The sequence below is a fragment of the Peribacillus sp. TE19612 genome (assembly GCF_056279465.1).
On record NZ_JBWCCL010000011.1, the window covers coordinates 79,835 to 98,308 of the forward strand.

Sequence of the window (18,474 nt, forward strand, 5' to 3'; positions counted from 1 at the left end):
TCATCCTAAAACATGACCCATTAACTTTCTCTATACAACATTCAATATAATTAGGCTCATTGCCATATGCTTAGTCTGTTTTTTATACGCAATATATCATTGGAATATGTTGAACACATCTTTCATTGCCAAATATGTTATACTATTAGTAAAGAGGGTGGCTAAATTGAAAAGCAATAAGTATAATACTGGTGAAACAGTAACCATTCAGGATACTAATGAATCAGTAACCATTAATAAATGGGCATATGTAAAAAACATGAAGAGATATTCTTATACTGTTAAAGAACATCCGACTACTTTTTTCTTTGAAGAAGAATTAAAAAAAGCTTAATGACAAGTCACTAAAAACCTACTCAGTCAGAGTGGGATTTTTTTTTGCTTTCATTTTATAGCACAATAAAAAACAGACTCCCATCGAGGAAGTCTGTTCATATAGGTTACGATTTAATTTTAAAATTAAGCTTTTTGAACGTTAGCAGCTTGAGCTCCACGTGCACCTTGCTCAACTTCGAAAGTTACTTTTTGACCTTCGTCTAAAGATTTGAAGCCTTCGCTTTGGATAGCTGAGAAATGTACGAATACATCGTCTCCGTTTTCGCGTTCGATAAATCCAAAACCTTTTTCTGCATTAAACCATTTAACTGTACCTTGTTCCATTGTTGTTGCCTCCTAGTGCATAACACACATTGTATTACTATTTTTAATCATTTGGAAAATAACGAGTATCCTCTTCCACAACCAAAAACAATTCTTTATTAGATTAACATGAATTGATGCAGATAGCAAATTTTCCAGTGATAATTTAAAGATGGTCCACATTCTTTTTGCCTTCTTATTTTCTTTATTTATCCAATTTAATGATTCAGATAGTAATTAATGGGTATATCAGAGTAATAAGAAACAGTACGATTTTCACTTAAAGAATTATCAACAAGGAGGTCACTCAATGAAATATTACAAAGTTTCTAATAGCGGTTTTGACAGTAAGGTTATTGTAGCCTATAGCGGGTATGAGGCACTCGGGTATTATTTAATGGAAATTGATGATCAACTTGGTTTTGTTGATGATATAGATGTAGAAGAAGTGGATGCTGATGAACGAGTCGAGATTTCCTATACCGGTTATCCCGTTTATAAGACACTTAAGGAGCTATATCAAGAGAAAGATTTTTGGCAAGTTCCTAATGTTGTCGTGGAAGTCGAATAATGAAAGCCCCCACCTTTTAGGAGAATTCGAAGTTACCTCCCAATCAACCCGGTCAAATAGTATTTGGTAATTGCCAGATATTCACGGGTATATGATTTCAACAGTGACACTTTTGGTGTCTTTGCCGGCAATCCCTTCATATCCAAGCCTTCTTTTTTTGCTATTTCGACTGCCCGGTAGATATGAAAGTCATTGCTAACGATTAACCCTGAAGTTGCTGTATCAGGAATGAGTTCTTTTGAGAAAACAATATTTTCGTGAGTTGTTGTAGATTTGTCTTCCATCATGATGCGTGCTTCTTCAATTCCTTGGGCGATTAGCCCCTGTTGCATTGCTTTTGCTTCCGATATATCTTCACCCGGTCCTTTGCCGCCAGATACAATGACCACTGTATGTTTATTCGCCGATAAATATTCTGCAGCTTTATCAATCCTGTATTGTAAGGATAATGATGGAACCGAACCTTTGACCCTTGCTCCAAGAATCATGAGGTAATCGGCATTCTCCGGAATTTGCTGGCGAATGCTTTCCTGAATTTTCATGTGCAAAATCCAAAATACCCCAGTACCGCAATGACACTTATTACACAAAAAAGTTTCATCGTCCTTTTCAAAATTTTTCGCCGCTTCATATTCTTATCATATATAACTTTCATTTCCACTAACTCCTATATAACTAAGATCGAAGAGCGGGAAATCATGAAAGACTTCCCGCTCTTTTCAATCGGACAGTTTATTCTGCGACCATATCATCATATATCAATTTCCCAATTTTACTGATTACTTGACGGCTTTCTTCCTCTGATTTCATATCTTCAGTAAGAACAGCAGCATAAACTGTTTGTGTTTCTGACCGAATGATTGCACAATCATGGGCAACTCCCCGAATTCCGCCCGTTTTGCTTGCGACCTTGACTCCTCTGCCCATCAGCGATGGAAGTTTATCCCTTAATTGTTGGTTGTCAAATACATGCAATATTTTTTCCCGGCTTTCTTTCGTTAAAAAGTTGCCTGTATGTATGGCTTTTAAGCAGGTAATCGTATCTTCTGCCGATATGGTATTGTCGCGCCCTTCTTTTAATGCCTTAAAATCCTGCATTTTTCGTTCAAGGACAGTATTTTTCAAACCAAGTTCCTTGATGCATTGATTGATTTCTTCAAAGCCCAAGAGGTTCATCATCATATTCGTGGATGTATTGTCGGAAACAGTTATCATCAATGTCAATAAATCCTCTACGGTCAAAAATACCTTATTCGATAAGACATGCAGGACCCCAGATCCCCCAGTCACTTCACTAGAAGGGATGGTCACTGGTTGGTTCAAATAGATTTTCTTTTGTTCACTTTGACGATAACCTTCGATGATCATTGGTATTTTGATCAAACTCGCTGATTGAAAGGATTCATTATCGTGATATCCAATCGTGTCCCCAAGACCATTTTCAATTTTATATGCGATTCTCCCATTAAATGTTTCAACTAATGCCAAGATATCATGTTCTATAGTTTGTAAGGTCATCTATTCCCTGTTCCTCCCTTAGATATCATTTAAACCCCTATAAAAAACTCCCTTATACCCTAACTTATACTACCATGTTAAAAGCAGTACAATCTTATTAGAAATTCCAAATTGAATAAATTTTTGTATGAAAAAAGAGCCTTCATATTTGAAGTCTACAGTTTTTTTGCTTGTACAAATTTGGACGTTGATTTCCACTTCAGGCACTCGCTTTCCGCGGGCGGTCCGGGAGCCTCCTCGGCGCACTTGCGCCTGTGGGGTCTCCCTTGGACTCGCTATTCCCGCAGGAGTCTCGCACACCCGCTCCAATCAACTATGTTAAAAATTCAGATAGAACAATTGATTACTTTAGATCAACTGGTGCCGGCGAACCATTTGGTTCGTAAAATGGAGGCTTCCATTGACTTCACTTTCATTTATGACTTGATGAAAGATATGTATTCAGAGGTAGGACGCCCAAGTATTGATCCAGTTATTTTAGTTAAATGATTCCGAACCCCTTTAGTCTACAAACTGGAGCCTTCATATTGAAGGCTCCCTTAATACCTGTCATTCATCTAGCTTTAACGGCACGGCCCTTCACTAATGGGAATCGTTTCTTCTCCGTGGTATCGACCTGTGTGATTTCACCATCATGTACGGTTATTAAAACCGATCCATATTGCAGATCTTCCAAGCTTGAAATGATATGCCTGATTTTCAATTCTTCTTTCTTTTCCATAATATCTCCCCTTCACTACTGGTAATAAAGCTTCGTTTCATGCCTAATGTTAAAAAGGTTCGCACGACAAGCACATGTGCGCTTCCCACTTTCAATGTTTTCTTGGGAACTTGGTTTACCTATCATATCCTCATCACTTAACTTTCCGTATAAGAATAACCAGTTAATAGGAACTCCATATTCCCTCCCTTCCCTATAAAAAATAAAAGGCACCCGCCATCTAACAGATTAGATGTAAGGGTGCCTTTAGTTGACTAATCGGCAATATTCGGGAATGGCAAATGTTATAGAAAAATACGATTTAATTTGTTAAACCGCATTATTCTTACCAACTAACTTGGTATTACTAATATAATCCAATTTTATCCTTTTGTCAATCCTGTGTTTAAATTTTCTGATTAGTCCGCCTTTTACATTTTACTTATTTACCACTTTACCAAACTAAACTATTTGAGATATACTATTTTAGTATAAGTTGTCGGTATTAACACACACTTTGTATTTAAGAAAGGTTCGATATAAATGGTAAATAAAAAATGGGGTTTATTGATTTTGACCACTTTCGTAATTGGAAATATGGTCGGCGGCGGAATTTTCATGCTCCCTGCTCAATTAGCACAGGTATCCAGTCCGTTAGGGTCCACATTGGCATGGATCGTTACTGGACTTGGAGTTTTTCTAATAGCTTTGGTGTTTGGTAACCTGGCAGTCCGGAAACCTGATTTGAAGGCTGGACCGCAAAGTTATGCTCAATCATTATTTAAATCTCCTGTTAAAGGAAGAGTTTCAGGGTATAGCATGGCTTGGGGGTATTGGGCTGCGAATTGGGCTGCGACAGCTTCTGTCATCATTTCATTTGCTGGTTATCTATCAACGTTTTTCCCTGTGATGCATAGTCCAAAAGTGATTTATACAGCGGGTTCGTTTCAACTTGAACTAGGTAAAGCATTAACGTTTGCGGTATGTTCCGCTGCCCTTTGGGGGATTCAGGCAATCTTGGTAAGAAGTTTTAACAGTGCTGGGAAAATGAATCTTTTTGCTACAGTTACCAAAGTGCTTGGATTCTTATTTTTCATCATTATCACGATATTCATCTTCGATACTTCCAATCTAGGCAACGGAGCTGAATTTTATGATAAGGCGGGAACTGCAATCTCTTTAGGTGATCAAGTGAACGCTGCTGCCATTTCAACATTATGGGCCTTCATCGGTATCGAAGCTGCCGTCATGCTTTCAAACCGTGCCAAGTCACAAAATGATGTAAAGAAAGCGACGATTCTTGGTTTACTTATCGCTGTTGCCATTTATATCGGCATTACTTTATTGACGATGGGTGCCATATCACAAGACGAGTTGAAAATATCACAAAAACCGCTTGTTGACGCACTACAAGCAGTAGTTGGTTCAAGCGGCACGTATATAATGGCTGCTCTTGCCGTCATTTCCTTATTGGGATCGACGATCGGATGGATTGTCGTTGCCTCGGAAGTTCCTTACCAGGCAGCGAAATCGGACTTGTTCCCGGCCTATTTTGCGAAAGCAAACAAAAATGGCACACCTGTCCGTTCTATGACTATAACAAATATCATGACACAGATATTCTTATTCTCCACTATTTCAGGTACGATTTTGGAGGCTTATAAATTTTCGATGATCGTCGCTACACTTGCTTACTTGATCCCGTACCTTGCATCCGTTCTGTATCAATTGAAACTGGTGATGACCGGGGAAACCTATGACATCATGAAAGGCTCAAGGATACGTGATGGCATTATTACAATCTTGGCGTTAATCTACTCGATCTGGGTCATCAAGACAGGTACAGCCGATATGAATACATTCATACTTGGCATTGCCTTATATGTATTCGGAATCATCCTATACCCACTCTGGATGAGAAAAAAAGCATAACCTTAAACGCCTAGGCATTTTTAAATGCCTAGGTGTTTTTTATATTTCTTTCACAATCAATCTGGTTTTCAGCTTTACCGTTTCCCCTGAGCATAACTCCCTCAATCCAGTCAATTTTGCAGGCAAATCCAAATTAGGAGCATTCGTTACCCAAGTATATGGTTCAGGACAAACGAACCCCTCCTGATTGAACAATACCCAAAACTTAAAATGTTGATCGCCTTGATAGATGACTTGTATGCCAGCCTCTTGATCAGTGAGAATGCACTCGTTTTCCGGATTTCTTTCCTTATCATAGCCAAATAAGTCATCAAATTGCCGGCCGTCCAAGCTAATACCGTTTTGGATTTCCAATGTATTGGCCGTTTCATGAATTACACCTGTGGGCAATGATCTTTCATTCAACTCCCAATGTTTATTGACGGGAAGGGATATTCTGCAATCCTCCCATTTACTCACTGCTCCAAATGGAAAATTGAATACAGTATGATAACCTGCTCCCCACGGAAAAGGTTCAATGCCCTTGTTGGCGATTTCCAATTGTATTTCCAATGTTTCAGCCCTTAAAGATAAAGACATATTCACAGTGATATCTTGTGGAAAGCTACCTCTTAGATCAAAATCACTGCTTGAGAATTCAGTATTAATCACGATTTCTTTCCCGTTTACTTCCTTTTTGCGGACTTGCCACGGCATGTCATGCAAAAAACCATGAATATGATTGTATTTTTCCATTTCATTGATTGGGAACTTATACGAAGTCCCCTTATATGTAAATTGACCATCTTCAATTCTATTAGGAGGAAACAGGATTGGCATTCCGTATAAAATGGAAGCTTTTTTATACTCCTCCACACTATCCGGAGTTCGCAGCAACTCAATATCCTTATGCTTGTATTTCAATGAAAGCAGATTGCTTCCTAAAGATGGCACAAGTATCGCTTCCACTTTTTCATTGCCGAACTTTATGGCCTTTTCATTTAAAAAAGTGATATCTTCTATATACCCTTTCACTTTTTATCCTCCTTTGACTTGAACATATATCCATCCTACTTCCACGGACCATTTTTTGCAACAAATGGAAAATATATTTCGTCCTTAATCTTTCTAAGTTTGAAATAGTATGTGTAATCGAGGATTTTGCTTAATTTGCTTTGCTATTTTTCTATTTTTCTTTTATCCTTTTCCTTCTCCCGGACGACTTGTAACTTTTTAAATAAAAAAAGAATGCCGTTACGGCATCCTTTTTTACTTATCTATTACTTTCACTTACCAAAGCCACTATACCTTCATCATCATCCAAAACAAGTTCAATACCTGAGTATGGATCTTTATTCATATATTCATCCAGCCATAAACGAAGCGCTTCTATCAAGTTGATGGTGATTAACACTTGTTTCCGGCCATCGACAAACGCTTCCGCCGAAAAGCCATAATCATCATCATACATTAACTCCACTTCCACCTCATTAGGTTGTACCTGCTTTTTACGGGCAATGTAAACACAAACCGCATTGATGATATCTTGTTCGGAAATCTTTAGCCTCTCCATGGGTTTGGATCTTCCTTCTTCTTCTTATCTTTGAAATATGTGAATATTTTACGGATTACAACGATTAATACTACAACCGCCATCACGTTGATTAATAGACCAAGTATAGAACCAAGCATTCCCATATTGGCAAATAGGCTACCAAAAAGTAAACCTGCCAATCCTCCTAGCATAAGTCCTTTCATTAAGCCGCCTTTGGCGAATGTGTTTCCACTCTTGGCTTTATTGGCAGTAGTGGCATCGGATTTCTTCGTTTCTTTATTTTGGAAATTCGAATTATTATTGTTGTTGCTATTAAAGCTTCTTTTTCCGGACTTGTAACCCCTTGCATCGACTGACTCCGTATGATCCTGGAATACATAAGTGCCGACTGGCGAGAATGCTAGTGTAATTGTAAGTAATGCAGCCATAAATTTTTTCATCATGTTTTTTTGCCTCCGTTTAATAGTATGGAATGTTGTTTCATTATATCTTTTCCCAGATTAACTGAAAGTCCACATCACCTATCCTTGTTTTATCTTATAGTATTTACGTTGAAATTCAAAATAAGTTTCATTTTTTTTTGATTTTTTTCAAAAAAATAAGCAGGGGCATTTTCTCCCCTGCTTATTATTGAACTATTAGTTTACACGAACGACACGGCCGTTGAACTTACTTGCCCAATATCCGCTATCCATATTGGCAATTGCAACACCTGTTGAACTTTGGGAACCGATAAATTTGCCGCCGCCGACATAAATACCGACATGACCATCAGTTTTATAGGTATTGAAGAACACTAAATCTCCAGGTTGTTTTTGACTGCTAGATACTTGACGTCCTGCACCTTTCAATGCATCCGTACTGGCTGGAAGGTTCACGCCAGCTTGTTTATAAGCCCATGCAACGAATCCTGAACAATCGAAAAGACCGTTAGCGATATCGGATGCCGTTCTTCCGCCACCAAATTTATACGTGGAGTTACCGATATATTTATAACCTGCTGTAATGGCAGAGCCTGTATTTGCACTGCTTGGATTACTTGATGTTTCGGTTTTACTTGCTGCAGGTTTAGCTGCAGAACTGTTTTTAGATGAATTTGAAGATGATTCAGCTTTAGACGAACTTTTTGCCGAAGCCTCTCCTTTAGACGAACTTGATGATTCTTCGCTAGAAGAACTTGATGATCCTTCACTGGAAGAACTTGATGATTCTTCACTGGAAGCATTTGAAGAATTCACTTCTTCAGCAGCACGGTCAAGATCTGCTTTTTCCGATGCTTTACGTTCTTCCTCTTTTTTGATATTTTCACGAATGGAAGCTATTTGCGCTTCTAGACCAGCATCTTTATTCTCTAAAGATTGTTTAAGCGCTTCTGTTTCCGATTCTTTCTTTTCGATCTTAGCCTTCATATTGACAGTTTCAGCTTTTTGATCTTCAATTTGCGATTGCATGCCTTTAAGCTCTACTTCCATATCCTTAAGGCTTTGCAATTTCTTCTCAACGGTCGCTTGTTTTTTCTCTAAGTCAGCTTTATCCGCTTCCTGCTCGCTAAGAATCTGTTGGTCAGCTTCCACGATAGTGGCTACCGCTCCAACACGATTAACGAATTCACCAAAGCTTTTAGAACCTAAAACAACTTCCAGGTACTCAACGTCCCCGCCGCTCTCTTGGAAAGAAAGTGCGCGCTCTTTCAATACTTCCTCGCGTTTTGCGATTCTTTCTTCCAACGCTTTAATTTCTTTCTTTAAAGATTCTATGTCTTTTTCGGTGTCTTTAATTTCTTGTTTAGTATCTTTGATTTTTTGGTCATTTTCTTTCATTGCCGATTCGATCTGGGCAATTTGGGCATTCATTTTCGATTGTTCTTTTTTCAATTGCTGAATAACTTGTTCTGCCTCTGAAATATCTGATTGTATTCCTGTACGTTGCGCTTGAATATCCGTGATAGATTCAGCTTTTACAGACGGTATGGCAAAAGCGCTTCCTAATCCAAGCATAATTGTCGTGTTCAATACGATAAGTTTTTTCTTCAAACTCATTTCCCCTGCTTTCCTCCCCTTGCATTTCCATCGACCCACTTCTTTTTCTCTATGAAAAATGATTAGTCAAAATAAATTGCTGGGAACTCTTCTCTATTTTTTTTACTCTTTATGTAATCTTCTAAGGTTGAGATAATATTAAATACATTTCTTAAACTCTACTATGTTTTCATCTAAGTCGTAGTATATCATCAGATTTTGTCAAATACGTAATAACAATATTACAATTATATTTCAATTTTAACATTAAACATAAAGATTCGACTTTTTCACGTGATAAAACATCCAATATCTTACATAATCACCTTCGCATTTTGATGCAAGACTTTCTATCTAGTGTTTAGCACCAAGGGACCATGGACTATTGGCAGGCAAAAACTCACCACCTGTGAATGCACGGTAGCCCTTTTGGTACAGATTTCAGCTCATTTACCAATCATAGAGGAAGGTTTACTGACAGCCTATTAAAAAAAACCGCTTTCAGCGGTTTTTTCGTCAAGATTCGACCCACTCTTAAATTCCAGCCATAAAGTCGACAAAAACTTTCAATTCTTTCGGTCGGACGAATACCCTTTCCCCTTTGCTTATTTCCAGATTCAAATATTGTTCCTTCGTCAGTTCGATTTCCAGCGGTTCGTTTGTATCCTGACGAATGACTTCTATCCGGACGATGGGGCCAATTGTATGGATGTGGTCAATTATGGATGCGATCGAATCCTTTTCCGCTGGTTCTCTTTCTATGATAAAGTTATGGGCCCTTACATAACCAGTGCCCGCTCCATCTTCACTGCCCGGGGCATTCATTTCTACATTGCCAGTAACCAATTTCCCTTTATGCACGTTGCCCTTGAATAGATTGACACTGCCTAGAAAATCATAAACAAAGGGATTTTCAGGGTGATCATATACTTCTTCCGGGGTTCCAATCTGTTCAATTTTCCCTTCATTCATGATTACGACCCGATCAGCAACATCCATCGCCTCTTCTTGATCATGAGTCACGAACACGCTCGTAACATTGAATTCATCATGAAGTCTTCTTAGCCAACGACGAAGTTCTTTGCGCACCTTGGCATCCAATGCCCCGAATGGTTCATCAAGCAAGAGGATATTCGGTTCAACGGCAAGTGCCCTTGCCAATGCGACACGCTGGCGCTGGCCGCCTGATAATTGCGATGGATAACGATCTTTATATCCTTCCAGCTTGACGAGCTGAAGCAATTCGGTAACCTTTTGTTCGATAACTTCTTTACTGGGCCTTGTTTTTCTTGGGCGAACCTTTAATCCATAGGCGATATTATCAAAAATGGTCATATTACGAAAAAGGGCATAATGCTGAAAGACGAAACCCACATTTCGATCTTTTACATGCTTATGCGTGTAATTCTCTTCATTAAAAAGGATTTTTCCGTTCTCAGCCTGTTCAAGGCCTGCGATGATACGCAGTAATGACGTTTTTCCCGATCCGGAAGGGCCAAGCAGGGCTACGAGTTCACCGCTCTTTATTTCCAGATCGATGTTCCGGAGTGCTTGATAGGACCCGTAATATTTTGTAACATTTTCAATGATGATACTCATTTCATTCCTCCTATCTCGCTTTGGTTGATTTAAAGTCCGTTTTCCACTCTATGAAGCTTTTAATGATCAACGTTATGATTGCAAAGATGGACATCAGGGATGCAACCGCAAAAGCGGCCGAAAATTGATATTCATTGTATAAGATTTCAATATGAAGCGGCATCGTATTGGTCATGCCCCGTATATGTCCAGATACGACCGATACAGCTCCAAACTCCCCAATTATTCTGGCATTGCAAAGGATGATTCCATATAGAAGTCCCCATTTTATATTGGGAAGCGTCACATACCAAAATGTCTTGAACCCTCCCGCACCCAGCGTGAGTGAGGCCTCTTCTTCAGAAGTCCCCTGACTTTGCATGAGCGGGATCAATTCGCGTGCAATGAATGGGAAGGTAATGAAAATGGAGGCGATGACAATCCCTGGTATTGAAAAGATCACTTTAATGTCAAGTGATTGCAGCAGTGGACCAAGTGTTCCATGTAAGCCGAACAGAAGGACAAAAATCAACCCGGCAATGACCGGTGATACGGAAAAAGGCAAATCTATCAATGTTATTAAGAAGTTTTTTCCCTTGAAATCATATTTTGTTATGGTCCACGCAGCAACCACTCCAAATATGGCATTGAGTGGCAAGGTGATGAGGACAACGATCAATGTTAACTTAATCGCAGCCACGGCATCAGGATGGGCGATGGCCGCAAAATAAGCTTCGGCACCTTTTTCAAAGGCTTTTACAAAGATTGCGATTAATGGGACTACTAAAAACAAAGTGAGAAATAGCAATACAATGGAAATGAGGATCCACTGTATGGATTTAGGCTCTTTAGTTGCGTTTCTCGTAATAATGACTGGGTGATTCGCTTTTGCAACCACTGAATTATCATGTTCCATCATATCCCCCCTACTTCCCTGAATATCTTTTGCCGGTCCACCATTGTAAGATATTGATGGTGAACAAAATTATAAATGTAATAATGAGCATGACGGCTGCAACAGCTGTTGCACCTTCATAATCATACTGTTCAAGCTTTGTCATGATGATCAGCGGGGAAATTTCCGTTTTAAATGGCATATTTCCGGCAATGAAGACAACGGATCCATACTCTCCAAGTGCCCTCGCAAAAGAAAGGGCAAAACCCGTTAATATCGCTGGGATCAATTCCGGGAAGATGATTTTAATGAATGTCTGCATTCGATTCGCCCCTAAAGAGGCAGATGCTTCTTCCATCCCTTTTTCGATATTTTCAAGCACCGGTTGAACCATCCGCACCACGAATGGCAGACCGATAAATATAAGGGCGATGATGATCCCTGCGGGAGTGAAAGCGACTTTAAAGCTGAAAAATTGCCCGATCCATCCGTTCGGTGAATACAAGGTGGTCAACGTAATCCCTGCAACGGCAGTCGGGAGGGCAAAAGGCAAATCAACCAGTCCATCGATGATCCTTTTGCCGGGAAACTCATAACGAGTAAGCACCCAGGCAATCAATACACCAAAAACTGCGTTAACAATGGCCGCAGTTAACGCTGTCAAGAAACTCAATTTATAAGAAGCGAGAACCCTCGGTTCAGTTATGGTCGCCCAAAAATCTTGGAACCCCATTGAAAATGTGTTTAGAAAAACCATCGATAACGGGATCAAAACGATGATGGTGAGATACAGCAGCGTAAAACCCATCGTCAATCCAAAACCGGGTATGGTCCTCTTTTTCGTCTGTTTACCTTCAGTCACTATATTCATCGCTTCGCCTCAACCCTTTTTCTGATTTATGAAGGAGAAGATGTTAAAGTCACACCTTCTCCTTCATGCTTATTGCTGTTGGTAAATCTCGTCAAATGTGCCACCATCATTAAAATGTGTTTCCTGGGCACTTTTCCAACCGCCAAATGTATCATCAACAGTCACCATATCGATATTGGCAAATTGGTCTCCATATTCAGCGAGAACCTTCTCATCCCTTGGACGATAGAAATTTTTCGCGGCAATTTCCTGACCGGCATCCGTATACAGATATTCCAGGTAGGCTTCGGCCACTTCCTTTGTTCCTTTTTTCTCGACCACTTCATCGATAACAGCTACCGGTGGCTCTGCTAATATACTGATTGAAGGGTTGACGATTTCATATTTGTCATCACCGAATTCTTCCAGTGTTAAATAGGCTTCATTCTCCCAAGCGATCAGTACGTCACCGATTCCCCTTTCCACAAAAGTGGTCGTTGCACCGCGGGCCCCTGAATCCAGGACTTCAACATTCTGATAAAGTTTTTTCATGAAATCCTTCACTTTTGTTTCGTCATTATCGAAATTTTTCTCCGCATAAGCCCAGGCAGCCAGGTAATTCCACCTTGCCCCTCCGCTTGTCTTTGGGTTTGGTGTAATGACGGATACATCCTTTTTAGTCAGATCATCCCAATCTCTAATGCCTTTAGGGTTATCTTTTTTCACCAAAAACACAATCGTTGATGTATATGGTGTCGAGTTCTCCGGTAAACGTTTTTGCCAATCCTTCGCTAATAGATTACTAGCTTCATAAATGGCATCAATATCATAAGCCAATGCCAATGTAACGACATCCGCCTCCAATCCGTCAATGACAGCCCTGCCCTGTTTACCAGATCCGCCATGTGATTGTTGAATCGTTACATCCTGACCTGATTCTTCTTTCCAGTGCTTCACGAACGCTTCATTGAATTCCTGGTACAATTCCCTTGTCGGATCATATGACACATTCAAAAGCTCTACTGACTCCGATGTTCCGTCCCCTTTCGTTTTTTCCGAGTTGCATCCAGCAAGTACACCGAAGGCTAAAATCAAACTTGTCAATAACATCAACTTTTTCATGAGCTTCCCCCTTTTTTTACAGCAAAAAAGGCATTCTATTTCCCTTCAATTATTTTTCGGGAGATAGTATGCCTTCAGTTCTCTGATCAGCAATTATTTTATTTTTTGTATATCCTTACCATAAAACAAAGTTCACCAAGTTGTCAACTAGGTATTACATGTCCCTTTAATTAAATTCATTCACGTTTTGCAGGTTGAAAAATCCCCTAAACGAGAAGGGCTCGATCCACCGGGGAGATCGAGCCCTTTTTAATACCTTGCCAACAATTATGAATTGGATGATTTTTGATAAAGCTTATTTTCCACGATATACTGATAACACTGATCAGGCAGTAAATATCTTGGTTCCCCGCCCATTGCGAATTCATCCCTTATATATGTAGAACTGATTTCCATGGAAAGGCCTTTATCAATAAGGTGAAATGTATTGCCATCATCATAATTCCTTAGCAATGGACTTTTGGATATGATTTTCAGCATATCGATACCATCCCGAGCCATGACGATGAATTTATGATTGGCAATCAATTTTTCCCTGAATTTCCATCGTAAGTGTACCGGCAACTCCTGATTATCAATATCTTCAAGTAAATCTGCACCCATTATGAAGTAAACTTCGTCTTTTGGAAATTGTGATTTAAAATATTCCATCGTATACCAAGTATATTGTTTACTCGTTCCGGCACGTTCATAAATTTCATAATCACTGACTTCGAATATCGGGTTACCCCCTATTGCCAGCTCGAGCATTTGCCAACGGTGTTCATTGCTTGTTTTCATCTGTTTATCGATACGGCCATTTGCGCAAGGTAAAAAAATCACCTTGTCCAGCTTAGCACGATGCGCAATGGTGGATGCTGTCCATAAATGCACATTCGTGACCGGATCAAAGGAAGATCCATAAATCCCAATTTTACCCATCCTATTTTCCCCCTCATCAGCCTTTCTTTTTCACCACGGCCCTGACCGGGCTCCCGTCCCCTGCTTCCAATGCCAGCGGCAATGCAGCCAAATCGTACAGCCCAGGCTCCAGTCCATCAAGGACCAGCCCTTCGAGGATATGAATTCCACAGCCTGACAGTTTATTGTGGGCAGGCAATTCTTTGCTGTCGAGACAGTCGACTGAAGGTAAATCAAGCCCAAGGATCCTAACCCCTTTATTTGCAAGGAAGGGAGCTAAATCTGGTTCAACCGGTGGAATCCATTCCGGAAAACGGCTAAGGTCCTTCCATTGACCTGTTGCCACCAACAACCGCCGGACCCCTGTCAATTCGATGCCTTCAAAAGCTTTAATGCCAATGCTTTCAGCTGCATCCACCTTTACTACGGTAGCAGTGCCAATATATAAATCAAGATCGAGTTCGATGATTTTTTTTCCATTCTCATCAAAATGATAGGGAGCATCAATATGAGTTCCTAAATGTGTACTCATCCGGATTTCCCCTACATTGACGGAAGACCCTTCAGCCATTGATGAATTCAGCCGATATGAATATTGCGTATCTCCTGGCCAATATGGCGTATTTTCATTCAGGCGCTGAGAAATATCTAACCATTGATTCATGTGTTCACCCCTCCTTACAGTTTGGTCCTTAATGTCCATAGCTCAGGAAAAAATGGCTGTTCGACCACTTTCTTCAGATAACTTACACCGGACGATCCGCCAGTTCCCTTTTTATTGCCGATGATACGTTCTACGGTGCTCATATGATTGAATCTCCAGAATTGTTGTTGACTTCCAATATCAACGAGTTTTTCGGCCAGCTCATACAAATCCCAGTAGTTATGCACATCACGGTAAACGGTCAGCCACGCACTTTCAACACTTGCATTTTCCTGATAAATGACAGACCAGTCCCTGTTCAATACCGATTGATCAATGGGAAGCCCCCTTGCAGCCAAAGCCCCTATAGCCGCATCATAAATACTAGGTTTATTCAAGGCTGCCATCATCGACTCATAAAGCTCGGGCTGATGACGGAAAACGGCCAATATTTGCGAATTCTTTTGACCCATCGCAAATTCTATCAACCTGTTCTGAAATGATTGAAACCCTGAAGAGTTTCCTAGTTTCTCCCGGAATTCCATATAATCGGATGGCGTCAAGGTCGAAAGCACATTCCAAGATTGAACTAGTTGCTGTTGGATCCTGGCCACTCTGGATAGCATCTTAAAGGACGGCTCCAAATGTCCTGCCACAATATGATCAGTTGCCGCAGTCAATTCATGGATGATCAATTTCATCCATAATTCACTTGTTTGATGAATGATGATGAACAGCATTTCATCGTGATGGCCGGAAAGTCGATGCTGACTTGATAAAATTTGATTTAAATGCAGATAGTCTCCATAGGACATATCTTTTTCAAAATCAGTTACCATACTTTCTTCCAAACGATGTTCATCTCTTGGACCCTTATCCATACCATCCCTCTTTCCCTTTACTTTCTTTTGAATTTCGACATCAATAAATAAACGATGCAAAGAAAGATCAGCCAAGGAACCCCGAACTGGAGCACGATTTTAAATGGGCCAGTGAACCAGGTGGATACCGTCAATGCAAACAAAAGAAATGCACCAAGAATCGTTAGATATGGAAATCCATACATTTTAACCGGTAATTTGCGGCCCCCTGATTTCTCCCACCTCTTCCTGAAATATAAATGGGAAATGAACACCATGAACCAGGTTAGAATGGCTCCGAACATCGATATCCCCATCATGAATGCATATGAAGTATCCGGAAGCAGAACTTTTACTCCTGCAGCAAGAAATATTCCTAAAGTGGATATGAGAAGGGCCCTTAGCGGGACACCTTTCCTGCTCACTTTTTGAAATAGGGCAGGAGCCTGATGTTGCTCGGATAATGAAAATATCATTCTGGTGGAGGCATATAATTGACTATTCATTGCAGATAAAGCAGCGGTTAAAATAATGAAATTCATTATCCCAGATGCCCCGGGAACATTCAGGATTTCCATTACCTTGACAAATGGGCTCTTATCAATACCGGCAGCTTGCCAGGGAACAATCATTAACATGATTCCGATAGTCAGTACATAAAAAGTGGCAAGCCTGAAGACAGTTGCCTTCAAAGCTTTAGGTACGGCTATATCCGGGTCCTTTGCTTCCCCCGCCGTCACCGCAATCAGCTCAGTTCCTAAAAAGCTGAAGAGCGAAATGAATATGGCGACCCAGAGCCCCCAAAATCCGAAAGGCATAAAACCTCCATCATTGGCATAGTTCTCTACACCGATCCCGCTTGAAGGTTCGGCGCCAATCACCACATAGGCCCCCAGTAGAATGAATATGACAATGGCGCTTATCTTGATCATTGAAAATACATACTCAAAATTGCCGAATGTATTGACACTCGTCGCATTTACATAGATTAGCAGTGCAGCAAAAAGAAAAATCCAAATGCTTCCAGGTATATCCGGAAACCAATATTTCATATAAACAGCGATGGCACTCACTTCGACACCAATGGCAAGAACATTCGCTATCCAATAGGAATACCTCACAACAAAACCCGCAAATGGACTTATATATTTTTCCGCAATGGTTCCAAAGGATCCCGATGTTGGATAGGCTACAGTCATTTCCGCCAAACATCCCATCAGCAGAAGGACAATGAATGCACCTATTGCATAGCTGATAAGTACACTTGGACCAGCCGTTGAAATCGCAAGGCCGCTGCCCAAAAATAACCCGGTTCCAATTGCACACCCCATGGCTATCATAGTGATTTGATTCGATGATAATTCACGTTGCAGCTTATTTTTCTCCATATGTTGCTCCCATTCTAGGCAATGATTCCCCTTTTATTTACATAGTTTTCATATAATCTGCCGTCCATGATCTTCTTAAGTACCTGTACAGTTTCATAGACTTCCTGAAAAGAGGTATAAAGAGCGACAGGTGCTAAACGAATCATATTCGGTTCACGATAATCGGGTATGATGGCCTCTTGTTTCAATGCTTTACATATTCTCGCAGCTTCTGGATGTTCAAGGATGATATGACCGCCCCTTTTTGATTCATGCCTTGGGCTCCCAATTTCAAATCCATATCCCGTTAATTCCGATTGTATTAAATCCATAAGATATTGAGTCAGCCTCAAGGATTTCTTCCGAACTTGTTCTATCCCCGCTTCCGCAAACATTTCAAGGGAGCCTAAAAGGGGAGCCATGCTTAATATATGGGGAGTTCCAATTTGAAAGGCACCTGCCGAATTGGCCTGGGTAAAGGTATGTTCCATAGCGAACTGCTTATCTTTCCGCGAGCCAAACCATCCAGCCAATCCAGGCTTCCTTGCGAAATGCTTCCGATTCACATATAACCCCGCTACACATCCTGGTCCGCCATTCAAATGCTTATAATTACACCAAAAAGCGAAATCCACTTCCCAATTGTCAAACAAATGCGGGATGGCACCCACAGAATGACAGGCATCGAATCCTATCATGATTCCACGCGCATGCGCTTCCTTCGTTAACCTTTCCATATCAAGGATCTGACCGCTTCGATATAAAACCGTCGGAAGTACAATCAACGCTATTTCCTCGTTCATCTCTGCAATGATGTCATCTTCTTCAAGGAATTTACCATCTTGGCTTTTCACCTGAACCAAGTGTGCCGAAGGGTCAAGCCCATGCAATCGTAGATGGCTTTGAAGTGCATAGATATCACTTGGGAAGGTTAGTTCATCCGCCAAAATCTTATTCCTGCCAGCTCTCGGTTCAAAAAAAGTGGCTGCAAGCTGATGCAGATTAGCCGTAGTCGACCCTCCCATTATCACTTCATCCTCTAAAGCTCCTACCAACGGGGCACTCAATTCACCCAATCTCTCAGAAAAGTAAAACCAGGGCTCTGCACCCTCCGTCCAGCCATCGATCCCATACTTTTTCCAATCTTCCAATGACTTCATTAAACTTTTCTCAGCCCGCTTCGATAAAAGTCCCAATGAGTTGCCATCCATATAAATCATCCCGGGGTTTAAATAGAACTCCTCTCTGTAAGAAACTAATGGATCTTCCTGATCCAACGTTTTCGCATACTCTTTCGTTGACATGAAATTATTGATATCCATGTTCTCCCCGCTTCCTTCCAATCCA

Annotated in this window: 19 protein-coding genes and 2 pseudogenes; 4 read left to right on the top strand and 17 right to left on the bottom strand. The window is 40.5% G+C overall.

The annotated features are described in order from the left end of the window. Nucleotides 1-166 precede the first annotated feature (166 nt). Nucleotides 167-334: a hypothetical protein gene (locus tag ACZ9AO_RS19175; RefSeq protein WP_164855016.1), complete on the top strand. Its 168-nt coding sequence runs from the start codon at nucleotides 167-169 to the stop codon at nucleotides 332-334. A 125-nt stretch (nucleotides 335-459) separates the two neighbouring features. Here the strand turns inward: ACZ9AO_RS19175 and cspC are convergent, their stop codons facing one another. Further along, nucleotides 460-660: a cold shock protein CspC gene (cspC, locus tag ACZ9AO_RS19180; protein WP_034314312.1), complete on the bottom strand. Its 201-nt coding sequence runs from the start codon at nucleotides 658-660 to the stop codon at nucleotides 460-462. Nucleotides 661-949: 289 nt separating this feature from the next. Here cspC and ACZ9AO_RS19185 point away from each other — a divergent pair, with 289 nt between their 5' ends. Continuing rightward, on the top strand, nucleotides 950-1,210 hold the full coding sequence (locus tag ACZ9AO_RS19185) for a hypothetical protein (protein WP_318292370.1): 261 nt from the start codon (nucleotides 950-952) through the stop codon (nucleotides 1,208-1,210). A 32-nt stretch (nucleotides 1,211-1,242) separates the two neighbouring features. Here the strand turns inward: ACZ9AO_RS19185 and ACZ9AO_RS19190 are convergent. Beyond that, nucleotides 1,243-1,841: pseudogene (locus ACZ9AO_RS19190) on the bottom strand (YdcF family protein). A 101-nt stretch (nucleotides 1,842-1,942) separates the two neighbouring features. After that, nucleotides 1,943-2,728, bottom strand: coding sequence for a serine hydrolase (locus ACZ9AO_RS19195; RefSeq protein WP_476109888.1), 786 nt, complete (start codon nucleotides 2,726-2,728; stop codon nucleotides 1,943-1,945). 315 nt (nucleotides 2,729-3,043) lie between these two features. Between ACZ9AO_RS19195 and ACZ9AO_RS19200 the strand changes: the two are divergent. Continuing rightward, nucleotides 3,044-3,214: pseudogene (locus ACZ9AO_RS19200) on the top strand (transposase); the annotation flags it as partial. A 67-nt stretch (nucleotides 3,215-3,281) separates the two neighbouring features. On the opposite strand, the gene ACZ9AO_RS19205 reads toward ACZ9AO_RS19200, so the two are convergent. Then, entirely contained in the window at nucleotides 3,282-3,449 is a 168-nt protein-coding gene (locus ACZ9AO_RS19205; protein WP_065311211.1) for a YezD family protein, read from the bottom strand. 522 nt (nucleotides 3,450-3,971) lie between these two features. Between ACZ9AO_RS19205 and ACZ9AO_RS19210 the strand changes: the two genes are divergently transcribed. After that, nucleotides 3,972-5,360, top strand: a complete 1,389-nt coding sequence (locus ACZ9AO_RS19210) for an amino acid permease (protein ID WP_063596411.1) — start codon at nucleotides 3,972-3,974, stop codon at nucleotides 5,358-5,360. Nucleotides 5,361-5,399: 39 nt separating this feature from the next. Here ACZ9AO_RS19210 and ACZ9AO_RS19215 read toward each other — a convergent pair whose 3' ends face one another. The 13 genes from ACZ9AO_RS19215 to kynU all read right to left on the bottom strand — a co-directional run bounded on the left by ACZ9AO_RS19215 (nucleotide 5,400) and on the right by kynU (nucleotide 18,449). After that, entirely contained in the window at nucleotides 5,400-6,374 is a 975-nt protein-coding gene (locus tag ACZ9AO_RS19215) for an aldose 1-epimerase (RefSeq protein ID WP_476109889.1), read from the bottom strand. A 238-nt stretch (nucleotides 6,375-6,612) separates the two neighbouring features. Further along, nucleotides 6,613-6,912: a YxcD family protein gene (locus ACZ9AO_RS19220; protein ID WP_034314323.1), complete on the bottom strand. Its 300-nt coding sequence runs from the start codon at nucleotides 6,910-6,912 to the stop codon at nucleotides 6,613-6,615. After that, nucleotides 6,900-7,334, bottom strand: a complete 435-nt coding sequence (locus ACZ9AO_RS19225) for a hypothetical protein (protein ID WP_048683039.1) — start codon at nucleotides 7,332-7,334, stop codon at nucleotides 6,900-6,902. The genes ACZ9AO_RS19220 and ACZ9AO_RS19225 overlap by 13 nt, the downstream gene beginning before the upstream one ends. Before the next feature lie 198 nt (nucleotides 7,335-7,532). Further along, nucleotides 7,533-8,933, bottom strand: coding sequence for a C40 family peptidase (locus tag ACZ9AO_RS19230; RefSeq protein WP_476109890.1), 1,401 nt, complete (start codon nucleotides 8,931-8,933; stop codon nucleotides 7,533-7,535). A 513-nt stretch (nucleotides 8,934-9,446) separates the two neighbouring features. After that, complete coding sequence (locus ACZ9AO_RS19235; RefSeq protein ID WP_406593376.1) at nucleotides 9,447-10,511, bottom strand: sulfate/molybdate ABC transporter ATP-binding protein; 1,065 nt, start codon at nucleotides 10,509-10,511, stop codon at nucleotides 9,447-9,449. A gap of 10 nt (nucleotides 10,512-10,521) precedes the next feature. Continuing rightward, complete coding sequence (cysW, locus tag ACZ9AO_RS19240) at nucleotides 10,522-11,406, bottom strand: sulfate ABC transporter permease subunit CysW (RefSeq protein ID WP_098184765.1); 885 nt, start codon at nucleotides 11,404-11,406, stop codon at nucleotides 10,522-10,524. 10 nt (nucleotides 11,407-11,416) lie between these two features. Then, nucleotides 11,417-12,256 carry a sulfate ABC transporter permease subunit CysT gene (gene cysT / locus ACZ9AO_RS19245; protein ID WP_214769014.1) on the bottom strand — a complete coding sequence of 280 codons (840 nt, stop codon included), beginning with the start codon at nucleotides 12,254-12,256 and terminating at the stop codon, nucleotides 11,417-11,419. Nucleotides 12,257-12,325: 69 nt separating this feature from the next. Beyond that, a complete protein-coding gene (locus tag ACZ9AO_RS19250) occupies nucleotides 12,326-13,357 on the bottom strand; it encodes a sulfate ABC transporter substrate-binding protein (protein ID WP_289349350.1) in 1,032 nt (343 codons plus the stop codon). 267 nt (nucleotides 13,358-13,624) lie between these two features. Further along, a complete protein-coding gene (gene nadD, locus ACZ9AO_RS19255; protein ID WP_406593373.1) occupies nucleotides 13,625-14,278 on the bottom strand; it encodes a nicotinate (nicotinamide) nucleotide adenylyltransferase in 654 nt (217 codons plus the stop codon). A gap of 16 nt (nucleotides 14,279-14,294) precedes the next feature. Next, the gene (kynB, locus tag ACZ9AO_RS19260) at nucleotides 14,295-14,921 is read right to left on the bottom strand and encodes an arylformamidase (RefSeq protein WP_476109893.1); all 627 of its coding nucleotides are present in this window, start codon (nucleotides 14,919-14,921) and stop codon (nucleotides 14,295-14,297) included. Between the two features lie 14 nt (nucleotides 14,922-14,935). Further along, complete coding sequence (kynA, locus tag ACZ9AO_RS19265) at nucleotides 14,936-15,781, bottom strand: tryptophan 2,3-dioxygenase (RefSeq protein ID WP_318292362.1); 846 nt, start codon at nucleotides 15,779-15,781, stop codon at nucleotides 14,936-14,938. A gap of 17 nt (nucleotides 15,782-15,798) precedes the next feature. After that, nucleotides 15,799-17,148 (bottom strand): amino acid permease, encoded by a 1,350-nt coding sequence (locus tag ACZ9AO_RS19270; RefSeq protein ID WP_063596418.1) that lies wholly within the window; start codon nucleotides 17,146-17,148, stop codon nucleotides 15,799-15,801. A 14-nt stretch (nucleotides 17,149-17,162) separates the two neighbouring features. Then, entirely contained in the window at nucleotides 17,163-18,449 is a 1,287-nt protein-coding gene (kynU, locus tag ACZ9AO_RS19275; RefSeq protein ID WP_476109976.1) for a kynureninase, read from the bottom strand. Nucleotides 18,450-18,474 lie beyond the last annotated feature (25 nt).

Excerpts from the sequence above, each read along its gene's own strand:
- cspC (WP_034314312.1), bottom strand. The coding sequence starts at position 660 with ATGGAACAAGGTACAGTTAAATGGTTTAATGCAGAAAAAGGTTTTGGA.
- ACZ9AO_RS19185 (WP_318292370.1), top strand. The coding sequence starts at position 950 with ATGAAATATTACAAAGTTTCTAATAGCGGTTTTGACAGTAAGGTTATT.
- ACZ9AO_RS19195 (WP_476109888.1), bottom strand. The coding sequence starts at position 2,728 with ATGACCTTACAAACTATAGAACATGATATCTTGGCATTAGTTGAAACA.
- ACZ9AO_RS19205 (WP_065311211.1), bottom strand. The coding sequence starts at position 3,449 with ATGGAAAAGAAAGAAGAATTGAAAATCAGGCATATCATTTCAAGCTTG.
- ACZ9AO_RS19210 (WP_063596411.1), top strand. The coding sequence starts at position 3,972 with ATGGTAAATAAAAAATGGGGTTTATTGATTTTGACCACTTTCGTAATT.
- ACZ9AO_RS19220 (WP_034314323.1), bottom strand. The coding sequence starts at position 6,912 with ATGGAGAGGCTAAAGATTTCCGAACAAGATATCATCAATGCGGTTTGT.
- ACZ9AO_RS19225 (WP_048683039.1), bottom strand. The coding sequence starts at position 7,334 with ATGAAAAAATTTATGGCTGCATTACTTACAATTACACTAGCATTCTCG.
- ACZ9AO_RS19230 (WP_476109890.1), bottom strand. The coding sequence starts at position 8,933 with ATGAGTTTGAAGAAAAAACTTATCGTATTGAACACGACAATTATGCTT.
- ACZ9AO_RS19235 (WP_406593376.1), bottom strand. The coding sequence starts at position 10,511 with ATGAGTATCATCATTGAAAATGTTACAAAATATTACGGGTCCTATCAA.
- cysW (WP_098184765.1), bottom strand. The coding sequence starts at position 11,406 with ATGGAACATGATAATTCAGTGGTTGCAAAAGCGAATCACCCAGTCATT.
- cysT (WP_214769014.1), bottom strand. The coding sequence starts at position 12,256 with ATGAATATAGTGACTGAAGGTAAACAGACGAAAAAGAGGACCATACCC.
- ACZ9AO_RS19250 (WP_289349350.1), bottom strand. The coding sequence starts at position 13,357 with ATGAAAAAGTTGATGTTATTGACAAGTTTGATTTTAGCCTTCGGTGTA.
- nadD (WP_406593373.1), bottom strand. The coding sequence starts at position 14,278 with ATGGGTAAAATTGGGATTTATGGATCTTCCTTTGATCCGGTCACGAAT.
- kynB (WP_476109893.1), bottom strand. The coding sequence starts at position 14,921 with ATGAATCAATGGTTAGATATTTCTCAGCGCCTGAATGAAAATACGCCA.
- kynA (WP_318292362.1), bottom strand. The coding sequence starts at position 15,781 with ATGGATAAGGGTCCAAGAGATGAACATCGTTTGGAAGAAAGTATGGTA.
- ACZ9AO_RS19270 (WP_063596418.1), bottom strand. The coding sequence starts at position 17,148 with ATGGAGAAAAATAAGCTGCAACGTGAATTATCATCGAATCAAATCACT.
- kynU (WP_476109976.1), bottom strand. The coding sequence starts at position 18,449 with ATGGATATCAATAATTTCATGTCAACGAAAGAGTATGCGAAAACGTTG.